Here is a 12,138-nt window from a genome sequence, read left to right on the forward strand (position 1 = left end):
ACCGACGCCGTGCCGGAGACCGCGTCCCGCACCCCGCTCGTCGAGCTCGACGACGTCAGCAAGTACTACGGCAACATCCGCGCGCTGGAGGGCGTCTCCCTGGAGGTGCACGCGGGGGAGATCTCCTGCGTGCTCGGCGACAACGGCGCGGGCAAGTCCACGCTGATCAAGATCATCGCGGGGCTGCACCAGCACGACGCGGGCGAGCTCCGCATCGAGGGCGAGGAGACGAAGCTGTCCTCGCCCCGGGAGTCCCTGGACCGGGGCATCGCCACGGTCTACCAGGACCTCGCGGTGGTCCCCCTGATGCCGGTCTGGCGGAACTTCTTCCTCGGCTCCGAGCCGACGAAGGGGGTCGGCCCCTTCCGCCGCATGGACGTCGACTTCATGCGCGAGACGACCCGCGCGGAGCTGCTCCGCATGGGCATCGACCTGCGCGACGTGGACCAGCCCATCGGCACGCTCTCGGGCGGTGAGCGCCAGTGCGTGGCGATCGCGCGGGCGGTCTACTTCGGCGCGAAGGTCCTCGTCCTCGACGAGCCGACCGCGGCGCTCGGCGTCAAGCAGTCCGGCGTCGTCCTGAAGTACGTGGCCGCGGCGCGGGACCAGGGCCTGGGCGTGGTCTTGATCACGCACAACCCGCACCACGCGTACCTGGTCGGCAATCGCTTCGTCCTCCTGAAGCGGGGCGCGATGTTCGGCAGCTACACCCGTGACGAGGTGACCCTCGACGAACTGACCCGCCAGATGGCGGGCGGCTCGGAGCTGGATGACCTCCGTCATGAACTGGAGGGGCGCTGAGCAGCGCCCCGCCAGGGGTGCGGGGAACTGCGCGCTCAGCCCAAGAAAAGCCGCAGTCGCGTCTGCTCGGTCACCCGGCAGACGCGACTGCGGCTCTTTCGTGGTTGCTCGCGCAGTTTGCCGCGCCCCATCGGGGCGCCCCGCGCCCGTTGTGCACGCCCCCGCAAGAGTGAGGCAGAATCGCGGCAATGAGCACCTACCGCGACCTAGCCCACCGCGGCTCCGCACGAGCCACCGTCCTGCGGACCGTGGGCACGCGTGAGCGCCGGTCCCATCTGACGGCACCCCGCGTCCCCACCGTCGGCATCGACATCGGCGGCACGAAGGTGATGGCGGGGGTCGTCGACGCCGACGGCAACATCCTGGAGACCCTCCGCACGGAGACCCCGGACAAGTCCAAGAGCCCCCGCGTCGTCGAGGACACCATCGTCGAGCTGGTGCTCGACCTCTCCGACCGGCACGACGTGCACGCGGTCGGCATCGGCGCGGCGGGCTGGGTGGACGCGGAGCGCAACCGCGTCCTGTTCGCCCCGCACCTGTCCTGGCGCAACGAACCCCTCCGCGACCGCATCTCCGGCCGCCTCGCGGTCCCGGTGATGGTCGACAACGACGCGAACACCGCCGCCTGGGCCGAGTGGCGCTTCGGCGCGGGCCGCGGCGAGGACCACCTCGTCATGATCACGCTCGGCACCGGCATCGGCGGCGCCATCCTGGAGGACGGCCAGGTCAAGCGCGGCAAGTTCGGCGTCGCCGGCGAGTTCGGGCACATGCAGGTCGTGCCCGGCGGCCACCGCTGCCCCTGCGGAAACCGCGGCTGCTGGGAGCAGTACAGCTCCGGCAACGCCCTGGTCCGAGAGGCCCGCGAGCTCGCCGCCGCCGACTCCCCGGTGGCGTACGGCATCATCGAGCGCGTCAAGGGCAACGTCCCCGACATCACGGGCCCCCTCATCACCGAGCTGGCCCGCGAGGGCGACGCCATGTGCGTCGAGCTCCTCCAGGACATCGGCCAGTGGCTGGGCGTGGGCATCGCGAACCTCGCGGCCGCCCTCGACCCGTCCTGCTTCGTGATCGGCGGCGGTGTCTCGGCCGCCGACGACCTCCTGATCGGCCCGGCCCGCGACGCCTTCCGCCGCCACCTCACGGGCCGCGGCTACCGCCCCGAGGCCCGCATCGCCCGTGCCCAGCTCGGCCCCGAGGCCGGCATGGTCGGCGCCGCGGACCTGGCCCGCCTGGTCGCCCGTCGCTTCCGCCGCGCCAACCGCCGCCGCGTGGAGCGCTACGAACGCTACGAGCGGTACGCAGAGGCCCGCCGCACCAACGACCGCACCTCCCAGGGAACCCAGTAAGCAGATGACCGTGCCCCGCCAACCCTCGTCCCCGGACTTCCCCGGAGCCCCCGAGCCGTCGGGCCGCGACGGGGGCAGGACCGAGGACCGCCGCCACATGATCCGCCGCCGCTGGCTGACGGCGACGATCATCGTCCTCCTGATCGGCATCCCCGCCGGCTACCTGGTGATCTCCGCGAACCAGAGCCGCGACAGCGGCCGCGACAAGGAGAGCAAGTACTCCGCGACGGGCCTCACCGCGGGCTGGCCCTCCAAGGTGCAGCGCCGTCTGTACGACGTACCGATCCCGCCGTACTCCGAAGAGGTCGCCTACTACGAGACGAACAACTGGCGCACCAGCCGCCTGTACGTCCAGTTCCTCACCAGCAACGAGGGGCTGAACAAGTTCCTCGAGCAGATCGGCACGACCGGGCCCCACCTCAAGCCGAACGACATCACCATCAGCGAGCGCGACCAGAAGGTCGTCGGCTGGGAGTTCACGGGACCCGGCCCGTGGTCGGGCCTCACCCACGACCAGGACGACCCGGCGCCGACGCAGGACGTCGTGGTGGACCGCTCGAACGCCAAGCACCCGATGGTGTACGTGGTGTCGACGACGACGCCCTGACCCCTGTTCCGACGCACGACGCGGTGCGGCATGGCGCGCACATTGCGGTGCGTGCCGTGCGCATTGCCGCCGTGTGAAGCGGCCGCCGATCGGGCGGCGGGGCCGCGCGGGCGCTCCTAGCGTGTGGCCATGAGCAGAGACCGCAGCGCACGCAGCGACCACCGGACCGCCGACGGGACGTCCGAAGCGGCGTACGACCGGCGCAGGTTGAGCCAGTGGCTCGCGGGGGAGGCCCGAGCCGACGGCGTGGCGCGCCGTGACGTCCTGCGCCTCGCGGCCGCCACGGGCCTGGCCGCCACGAGCCTGGCCGCCACGGCGCCGACGGCCCTCGCAGCCCCGAGGGCGCGCGCGGCGGGCCCGGCCGCGGGCATCGTCAAGCCCCTGCCCCCGGAGCGGTTCACGATCCGCGGCACGAACGCCGAGACGCGCTTCGACTCCCTGGCGGGCACCGGCCACACCACGCCCGTCTCCCACTTCTTCGTACGCAACCACACGGTGACACCGAGGCTGGAAGCGGCGGCATGGCGGCTGGAGGTGTGGGGGGACGGGCTGACGGGCCGTCCCCGCCACTTCACGCTCGCGGACCTGAAGAACCTCCCCTCGGCGACGCGCACCGCGTTCGTCGAATGCGCGGGCAACGGCAGGGACTTCTTCGCGACCCAGCAAAACCGGCCGGCCACCGGTACGGCGTGGACCCTCGGCGCGATCGGCACGGCACGCTGGCGCGGCGTACCCCTTCGGGAGGTCCTGCGCAGGGCGGGCCTCTCCCGCCGCGCGGTCGACGTGATGCCGCGCGGTCTCGACGCCGACTACGTCACGGCGGACGGCACGAACCTCGGCCGGGTGCGCCGCCCCCTGCCGCTCGCCAAGGCCCTGGACGACGTCCTCCTCGCGTACGAGATGAACGGCGAACCCCTGCCACCCGACCACGGCCACCCGGTGCGCGTCCTGGTCCCGTCCTGGGTGGGCATCGCCTCGATCAAGTGGTTGGGCGACATCGAGGTCTCGTCGACGCCGCTCTACTCGCCCTGGAACACGGACTTCTACCGCCTGTACGGCGCGGGCCACCCGCCCGAGGGCAGCGCCCCGCTCACCCGTCAGACCCTCAAGTCGGCCTTCGAACTCCCTTGGAACGCGCGCCTGTCCGCGGGCACGCGCCACCGCCTCACGGGCCGCGCCTGGTCGGGCGCGGGCGCCATCGACCGGGTCGAGGTCAGCACGGACGGGGGCGCCACCTGGCACCGCGCCCGCCTCCACGACACCCCGCGGCGCGACACCTGGACCCGCTGGTCCTTCCCGTGGCGCCCCACGGCCCCGGGGCCCACCGCCCTTCTGTCCCGCGCCACCGACACGACGGGGCGCGTCCAGCCGGAGACGACGGCGTACAACACCCAGGGGTATCTGTTCGACGCCGTGGTGCGGCACGCGGTGACCGTGGAGTGAATGGGGGGACAGCAGCGAATTTTATTCGCCTGTTTCTTTTTATCACGCCTGTGATAACTTCACCGTCGTGGGATACATCGACGTCAATTCCATCTCGTACGGACTACCGGACGGCCGGGTGCTCCTCGACGACATCTCGTTCCGCGTCGGAGAGGGTGCCAAGGCCGCGCTGATCGGAGCCAACGGCTCGGGCAAGACCACGTTGCTGCGGATCGTCGCCGGAGACCTCGCGCCGCACGGCGGCGCGGTGAACCGGGGCGGAAGCCTCGGCGTGATGCGGCAGTTCGTCGCCCGCGAGGGCGACCGGGTGCGCGATCTGCTTCTTTCGGTGGCCGCCCCGCGCGTCCGCCGCGCCGCGGCCGCCCTGGACGCGGCCGAAGCGGCCATGGAGGCGAGCGGGGACGCCGCGGCCCAGATGCGCTACGCGGACGCGCTCGCCGAATGGGGCGACGCCGGAGGCTACGACGCCGAGGTGCTCTGGGATGTCTGCGCCACCGAGGCCCTCGGCGTGCCCTTCGACCGGTGCCGGCGGCGTGCGGTCGGCACCCTCTCGGGCGGCGAGCAGAAGCGCCTGGTCCTCGAAGCCCTGCTGCGCGGCCCCGACGAGGTCCTGCTGCTCGACGAACCGGACAACTTCCTCGATGTGCCCGGCAAGCGGTGGCTGGAGGACCGTCTGATCGAGACGCCGAAGACCGTCCTCTACGTCAGTCACGACCGCGAACTGCTCGCCCGCACCGCGAAGAGCACCGTCACGGTCGAACTCGGCGCGGCGGGGAACACCGCCTGGGTGCATCCGGGCGGCTTCGACACCTACCACCGGGCGCGGACCGAGCGGTTCGAGCGCTTCGACGAACAGCGCAACCGCTGGGACGAGGAGCGCGCCAAGCTGAAGGCGCTCCTGCACATGTACAAGCAGAAGGCCTCCTACAACTCGGACATGGCCTCGCGGTACCGCGCGGCGCAGACGCGTCTGGAGCGGTTCGAGAAGGCGGGGCCGCCTCCCGCGCGGCCTCGGAGGCAGCATCTGGCGATGCGGCTGCGCGGCGAACGCACGGGCAAACGGGCCGTGCTCTGCGCAGGGCTCGAACTCACCGGCCTGATGCGGCCGTTCGACCTGGAGGTCTGGTTCGGCGACCGGGTCGCGGTGCTCGGCTCCAACGGCTCGGGCAAGTCGCACTTCCTGCGTCTGCTCGCCGGCGGCGGCAGCGCCCCCGAGTCCGAACACGAACCGGTCGGCGACCTGCCGGTCGAGCCCGTGGCGCACACCGGGGCGGCGCGCCTCGGCGCGCGGGTCCGTCCCGCCTGGTTCGCCCAGGTCCATGGGCGGCCCGATCTCGCGGGCCGCACGCTGGTGTCGATCCTGCACCGCGGCGACGAGCACCGCGAGGGCCTGCCGCGCGAGGAGGCGTCGCGGGCCCTTGCCCGCTACGAACTGGCGGGCGCGGCGGAGCAGAACTTCGAGTCCCTGTCCGGCGGGCAGCAGGCCCGCTTCCAGATCCTCCTGCTCGAACTCGGCGGCACGACGCTGCTGTTGCTGGACGAACCCACCGACAACCTCGACCTCGTCTCCGCCGAGGCCCTGCAGCACGCGCTCCGCGGCTTCGAGGGAACCGTGCTCGCGGTGACGCACGACCGCTGGTTCGCCCGGGACTTCGACCGTTTCCTGGTCTTCGGCTCGGACGGAACCGTTTACGAGGCGCCCGAACCGGTGTGGGACGAAAGGCGGGTGGTGCGGCACCGCGAATGAAGGGGTTTCCATATACCCCGGCCGGCTTTCACTTATCACGCCTGTGATATTGTGCCGGAATGCCAGCTCGGATCGACCTCGAACAGCGCCGAAAAGATGTCATCGAGGCGGCTTTCCGTCTCGTGGTGGCCGAAGGAATCACCGGCGTATCCCTGCGGAAGGTGGCCGCCGAGTCCGGATGGAACATCGGCTCGGTCCGCCACTACTTCGACGACCACCGCACCCTCCTCGTGGCGGCCGTGACCGAGGTCGGCGACCGCATGGGGAAGCGACTCACCCGGTACGCGACCGACACCTTGGCCGGGCTCACGGGCGAACGCGCCGTCGACGCCCTGCAGGCTCTGCTGGAGGAGCTGCTCCCGGTCGACGAGGAGCGCCGCGTCGAGTCGATCGTCCTGATGGAGTTCATCGTCGCCGCGCGGGTCAACCCGATCTTCCGCCCCGTGACCGAGCGGATGGCCGCCGACATGCGCCTGGTGATCACGGACGCCCTGGACGTGCTCGGCGTGCCCGAAGCCGCCGAGGAGGCCGAACGCGTCGTCGCCGTCCTGGGCGGACTCGTCATCGACGCGGTGACGCCGCACGGATCGCTCTGCGTCGACCGCCTCCGCACGACCCTGCGGGCGCACCTGCGCGCGCTGTTGCTGCCGCTGCCCGACCGTTGATGCCACTGCCCGACTGATGTCTGGAGTCCCGCTGTGCCCGCGTGGCTGTTCGCGCTGCTCGCCGCCGCCTTCGTCCTCTACACCGACGACTATGTGATCGCGGGGGTCCTGCCCGAGATGGCGAGGGACCTGGGAGTCGGGGAGGCGCAGGCCGGGCAGCTCGTGACCGTCTTCTCTCTCACCGTCGCCGTGGTCGCGCCGATCGCGGGCGTCACCCTGGCGCGGGTGTCACGGCGGCGCCTGTTCACCGCCTCCTTCGCGCTGTTCGTCGCGGCGAACCTCATGGCGGCGTCGACGGACGGCTTCGGCGCGCTGATGGCGCTGCGGATCGTGGCGGCGTGCGCGGCGGCGGCGTCCACCCCGGCCGTCTTCGCCCACGCCGCCGAGCGCGCCCCGCGGAGCCACATCGGCCGGTACGTCGCCGTCGTGGCGCTCGGCGTCACGGGCTCGATCGCGGCCGGGGTCCCGATCGGCACCTGGATCGGCGGCCACTTCGGCTGGCGGGCCACGTTCGTCGCGATGGCGGTGGCCGGGGCCGCGGCGCTCGTCTTCCTGCTCGTGACGCTGCCGCGCGAGGGCGACAGGTCCGCCGAGGTGCCGAGCGTCGCCGAGCAGCTGAGGGCCCTCGCCGCCGCTCCGGTGTCCCTCGGCATCCTCGCCAACTCCGTCCTCATGACCGGCTCCATGATGATGCTCACCTACACCGCCCCCTACCTCGACGCGGTGAGCGAGGCAGGGGTGGACCAGCGCGCGCTGGCGTTCAGCCTCTCCGGGGTCGCGGGCATCGTCTGCATCTGGGCGGGCGGCAGGGCCGTCGACCGGTGGGGCCCTGACCGCTGCCTGGCCATCGGGATCGGCACGTTCGTCGGCGTCATGGCGCTGATGGGGACGTTCTGGTTCGTCCGGCCTGTGCCGTTCCCCGTCCTCGTCGTGGTGGGCACGGTCTGGGGCGGGATGGCCTTCTGGAACTCCCCGGCGATCCAGGCGCGCCTCCACCTGCTCGCCGGGCCGTCCGCGGCCCAGGCGCTGGCGCTCAACACGTCGGGCACCTACCTCGGGGTCGCGCTGGGCGGCGCCGTCGGAGGCCTGACCGTGAACGGCGTGGGGGCCGGACAGCTGCCGGCCGTCGCGGGCGTCCTCGGCCTGACCGCATGGGCCCTGCTCGCCCTGGCGGTCCGCGCATCAAGGACGACGCGGTACGACGTGACAGCCGCCGCGGAGCGCTGACGCCCCGCCCAGGTTCAGTTCTCCCCGCTCCACCCCTCGTAGAGGGCCGCCGCGACGCCCAGGTCCTCCCAGGCCATTCCCGCCGACTTGAACAGCCGGGGCCGCCCGTCCGCGGCCTTCACCTCGCCGCGCACCAGGGCGTCCAACGTCCGCAGCCGTTCCATGTCGAAGGCGCCCTCCTCGACAGCGAGCACCAGGTCGCCGCACTCCCTCCCGGCCACGTCGGCGGACTCCGCGACGACCGTGGCGCGGGCCACGAGTCGGGCGTCGACCTCGCGGGCGTCCGGCTCGTGTGAGCCGACCGCGGCGACCGTCGCGTGGTCGGGCAGCAGGGCGCTGTCGAAGAGCGGTTCGCGCGCGGTGGTGCAGCAGCAGACCACGTCCGCGCGGGCCACGTCCTCCGGCGCAGCCGCCGACGCCGAGAGGCCGGCGGCACGGCAGCGCTCGACGAAGGCCGCCACGCGCTCGGCGTTCCGCGCCACCACGTCGACGTGCCGCAGCGCCGGACGCACCGCCCGCACCGCCTCGACGTGCCCCCACGCCTGCGGCCCCGTCCCGAACACCAGCAGCCGCTCGGCCTCGGGCACGGCCAGATGCCGGATCGCCACCCCGGACACGGCGGGCGTACGCAGCGACGTCAGCGCGATGCCGTCCAGCAGGGCCAGCGGCGCGTGCGTCACCCCGTCAAGGAGGAGATACAGCCCCTGGATACGCGGCAGCCCCCGCTCCGCGTTGCCCGGCGTGACGGTGGCGATCTTCACGCCGGTGTACGAAGCGGTGGCCGACGGCATCAGGAGCAACTGCCCCCCGGGCACCTCCACGACCCCACGGGCCGGCTCCGCCGCCGGATCGAGCCCTGCGACGAGCACGGCCTCCAGCGCGTCGATCGCGGCGGACATGGGGACGAGACGGGTCATGGAGTCGGCGTCGATGTGAGGGGTGGCACGGGGCGGTGAAGGCTGCTCCTGGTGCGAGAGAGGGGTCTTCATGGGAAGTCGGGCCGTCCTTTCGTCCGTGCGGGTCAGCTCACGCTGGTGATCACTCCTCTATGGAACACGTCGATTGCCGAATCGACGCTCCGGATGAAGCCTGATTCGGCATTGCCGCGTGTGGCGCCCAGGGGCCGGGAGAGCGAGAGACGGAAGCCCATGATCCTGGCGGCCGACCCGGAACCCGAGCCCGCTCCCGCCGTGGGACCGGGGGGCGGCAGCAGATCCGCCGGTTCGGGGCGGAGCTTGTCCAACGTGCCGCGTGGGCCGGGTACTTCACCACGCATCAACGTCTGGACATGCAGATCCGCAGGGGCATTGGCCAGCTGCTTCATCAGGCGCTTCACCCAGGTCAGGGGATAGCCCTGATCGGGCGCGGGCACCTCGACCGATGTCCGCAGTCGGCTCAGCCGCAGATCGGCCGTGAGGTGCAGGGGGCCGGGGGCGCTGTCGATCCTGATCTCGGCGTGCAGTCGGCCGTCCTCGCACAGTGCTTCGGCGAGGACCGCGCGGCGTGACTGCGGATCGGTGCCGCGCTTGGCGCGCTGGACCGGGACGACCTTCTCGCCGAGTTCGCCCCCGAGGCGCAGGCACACCTGCCGGATCAGGCGTTCCCAGCTCTCCACCACACGGACCGCGCGAGGATCACCCGGTACGAGGGTCTCGTCGTCGATGCCGTTGCGTACCGAGACCCAGTCGGCGCCCATGTTCTGGAAGCCGTGGCAGCCGGAGTTCTCGTGCTGCAGATAGTGGAGAAGCTCCTGCAGCAGCCAGGCGTGCGGCTCTTGGCCGACGCCTTCATGGTGAATGAGCATCTGTGCCTGGTGCGTCACGTCCGCCCACGACAGATGCCAGAGCGCGACCTTGTTCTTGCGTCGGGAGTCGGTCCTGACCTCCACGAGCGGGCTGCCGTCCAGCGCTACGTCGTTGGAGAGGGTGATGACGGCTTCGTAGCCACGGCGCACGGCGATGTCGAGGTAGTCCTGCACCTGCTCGGCCTTCAGGGGGTTGCCGTTGGTCTTCGTCTCCACGAGGGCAGTCCACAGTTTTCCCGCGCGTTCGACACGAAGGATGCCGTCGGGACGACGTGGGCGGTCCGAGTTCGGCAGCGCGACCTCGGTGAAGGTTTCCATACGGCCTGCCGGAGCGCCGAAGGCGGCCGTGAGCCTGCGGCCGAACTCCGGCACCTGAGCCATCACCGACAGCAGGATGGAGGTTGCCCGCACCTCACGGTCCTTGTCGCTCTTCAAGGACGAGAGAGGGAAGAGACGTGCCGACTTCCACTCGGAGTTCTCCGCCAGGGACGGTTTGGCGGGGCCCTTCGGCAGCCGGGCCTTCTTCTTGGCCGTACGCAGACGACGAGGCTGGGGAGCAGGCGCGGAGGAGGCGACGTCGGGAGCCGGGGCCGGTGCGGGGGCCGGTGTCGTAGCGGCTTGGGCCGGGGGCGGATCCGTGGCCGTCGCCGGAGCGGCAGACGCGGGCTGTGGCGGTACGTCCTGGTCTTCGTCCTCGTCGATCTGGATGCCGTAGTCCGTGGCGAGTCCCGCCAGGCCGGTCTCGTATCCCTGCCCGACCGCGCGGAACTTCCACTCGCCCGCTCGTCGGTAGATCTCGGCGAAGACGAAGGCGCTCTCCACGGTCGCCCCCGTGATCGTGAAGCCGATGAGGTCCTCGCCCGAACCACCGGTGAGGACGAGGCGAAGGTCCTGCAACTCGCCGAAGACGGCGCGCCGGTAGCGGCTGGCGGCGATGACGACGCACTCCACCGCGGTGGGCAGCGCCGACAAGTCGAGCCTGATCCTGTCCTCGCTTCCGTTGTCCGTCGGTATCTGGCCCAGCAGTTGTACGGATCCGTCCGTCGCTACCGGGTGGTTGTAGAAGTAGAAGTCGTCGTTTCCGCCTACTTTCCCGTTCTCGCGGAGCAGGAGGACGGATACGTCGGAGTCGCCCTCGCCGCTCGCGCTGCTCCAGCCGAGCCGCACCATGAGAGAACCGACTCCGTCGGCCAGTGCTGGAAGAGCGGTGTTGGCACCTTTGGTCATTTCGCGCACGCGAGCCCCCCGAGGCAGGGAAGGGCGGTGCGGTCGAAGGCCGAACGACCCTCCTGGTGACGGAAGTTGAATACTCCTCTGTCATAGGAGCTTGAGGCGGGACCAGCCACTATGACAAGACTTCGGCCTTCTCCGACTCCCGCGTGAACTCCGCCGGTCGGCGGGCCCCGACAGCTGTACGAATCGCCGGAAGGGCCCCGGAGCCTATGGATTTCAGTGTGGCGCGGACCCATGATGGACACGCCGCCCTCACTTCGGAGGCTCGCATGGACCCTTTGTCGCTTGCTATCGCCGGGGCGCTCGCCGCCGGCTTCGCGACCGGAGCGGGTGAGTCCACCGGGGCCGCTCTGCCGGCCCTCTTGCGGAGGGTCAGAGAGCGCTTCGCCTCCCGTTCGCCCGCCGAACCGGAGTCCGAGGCGCAACTGGCGGCGGCCCTCGACGAGGAGTTCACGCGCGACCCGGCGTTCCGGCAGGAGTGCCAGGCCCTGTGGAACCAGGCGGCGAACGACGGAGTGGCCAACGTGTTCCAGGGGCAGGCCAAGAACGTCGTTCAGGCCCGTGACATCCATGGCGGGTTCACGATCCAGTAGGGCGGGCCGGCCCGTAGGCCGGTGGGGCGGGACCGTAGGGCCGGTGGGGCGGGTCCGTCACTCGCCGCCGCCGACCGGCGGGAGCTTCATCTCTCGTGTGATGGCCCACCGTTCGTGATCGCGCCAGACTCCGTCAATCTTGATGAAACCGGGAGAGAAGCCCTCTTTTCGGAATCCCAGGTGTCGAACGAGCCTCAGCGAGGCCCTGTTGTCCGGTTGGATATCGGCTTCCAGTCGGTGGAGACCCAACTGGTCGAAGGCGTAATGCACGGCGAGCGCGACCCCCGTGGACATGTAGCCCCGTCCTACATAGGGGAGAAATGCGGCGAAACCGAGCACGCCCCGCTGGTAAGAGCCTCGAACGATGTCGTTGATATTGATCATTCCGGCCAGGTCGTCCGGGTCCCGCAGGCAGGCCACCATGCAGGCGGCGTTCGTCTGGTCGGACCTTGCCAGATATTTCGAGAATCCGTTCGGGGTACGCGGTATTCCCACCCAGGGATGATGGAGATCGACGCTCATCCTGGCCAGCTCGATGAATCTTTCCTCGTCCTCTGCCGTGACCAGCCGGAGAGCGACTTGTGACGCCTGTGCCGATTCGATGCTCATCGGATCAAGTCTACGCCGCAGGGATGCTGAAATACCCGCAAAGTCTAGTGGAGAAGAGGAAAC

11 protein-coding genes are annotated in these 12,138 nt (G+C 70.9%); 8 read left to right on the forward strand and 3 right to left on the reverse strand.

What is annotated here, in order from left to right:
• The first annotated feature begins 9 nt into the window (after window positions 1-9).
• The 7 genes from AB0B50_RS04315 to AB0B50_RS04345 all read left to right on the forward strand — a co-directional run bounded on the left by AB0B50_RS04315 (window position 10) and on the right by AB0B50_RS04345 (window position 7,836).
• The gene (locus tag AB0B50_RS04315; protein WP_362326772.1) at window positions 10-801 is read left to right on the forward strand and encodes an ATP-binding cassette domain-containing protein; all 792 of its coding nucleotides are present in this window, start codon (window positions 10-12) and stop codon (window positions 799-801) included.
• 188 nt (window positions 802-989) lie between these two features.
• Window positions 990-2,147 carry an ROK family glucokinase gene (locus tag AB0B50_RS04320; RefSeq protein ID WP_362325370.1) on the forward strand — a complete coding sequence of 386 codons (1,158 nt, stop codon included), beginning with the start codon at window positions 990-992 and terminating at the stop codon, window positions 2,145-2,147.
• Between the two features lie 4 nt (window positions 2,148-2,151).
• Window positions 2,152-2,754: a sugar kinase gene (locus AB0B50_RS04325; RefSeq protein ID WP_362325373.1), complete on the forward strand. Its 603-nt coding sequence runs from the start codon at window positions 2,152-2,154 to the stop codon at window positions 2,752-2,754.
• A gap of 129 nt (window positions 2,755-2,883) precedes the next feature.
• Entirely contained in the window at window positions 2,884-4,197 is a 1,314-nt protein-coding gene (locus AB0B50_RS04330) for a sulfite oxidase (protein ID WP_362325375.1), read from the forward strand.
• A 67-nt stretch (window positions 4,198-4,264) separates the two neighbouring features.
• Window positions 4,265-5,944, forward strand: a complete 1,680-nt coding sequence (locus AB0B50_RS04335; protein WP_362325378.1) for an ATP-binding cassette domain-containing protein — start codon at window positions 4,265-4,267, stop codon at window positions 5,942-5,944.
• Between the two features lie 59 nt (window positions 5,945-6,003).
• Entirely contained in the window at window positions 6,004-6,609 is a 606-nt protein-coding gene (locus AB0B50_RS04340; RefSeq protein ID WP_362325381.1) for a TetR family transcriptional regulator C-terminal domain-containing protein, read from the forward strand.
• 33 nt (window positions 6,610-6,642) lie between these two features.
• Window positions 6,643-7,836 (forward strand): MFS transporter, encoded by a 1,194-nt coding sequence (locus tag AB0B50_RS04345; RefSeq protein ID WP_362325384.1) that lies wholly within the window; start codon window positions 6,643-6,645, stop codon window positions 7,834-7,836.
• A 14-nt stretch (window positions 7,837-7,850) separates the two neighbouring features.
• Here AB0B50_RS04345 and AB0B50_RS04350 read toward each other — a convergent pair whose 3' ends face one another.
• Both AB0B50_RS04350 and AB0B50_RS04355 read right to left on the reverse strand, forming a co-directional pair.
• Entirely contained in the window at window positions 7,851-8,825 is a 975-nt protein-coding gene (locus tag AB0B50_RS04350; protein WP_362325387.1) for an ornithine cyclodeaminase family protein, read from the reverse strand.
• A gap of 32 nt (window positions 8,826-8,857) precedes the next feature.
• On the reverse strand, window positions 8,858-10,867 hold the full coding sequence (locus AB0B50_RS04355) for a TerD family protein (protein WP_362325389.1): 2,010 nt from the start codon (window positions 10,865-10,867) through the stop codon (window positions 8,858-8,860).
• Window positions 10,868-11,142: 275 nt separating this feature from the next.
• Here AB0B50_RS04355 and AB0B50_RS04360 point away from each other — a divergent pair, with 275 nt between their 5' ends.
• Window positions 11,143-11,466 carry a hypothetical protein gene (locus AB0B50_RS04360; protein WP_362325391.1) on the forward strand — a complete coding sequence of 108 codons (324 nt, stop codon included), beginning with the start codon at window positions 11,143-11,145 and terminating at the stop codon, window positions 11,464-11,466.
• A 57-nt stretch (window positions 11,467-11,523) separates the two neighbouring features.
• On the opposite strand, the gene AB0B50_RS04365 is transcribed toward AB0B50_RS04360, so the two are convergent.
• Entirely contained in the window at window positions 11,524-12,075 is a 552-nt protein-coding gene (locus AB0B50_RS04365; RefSeq protein WP_362325394.1) for a GNAT family protein, read from the reverse strand.
• Window positions 12,076-12,138: the final 63 nt, after the last annotated feature.

The sequence above is a fragment of the Streptomyces sp. NPDC041068 genome (genome assembly GCF_040647455.1).
Lineage (GTDB): Bacteria > Actinomycetota > Actinomycetes > Streptomycetales > Streptomycetaceae > Streptomyces.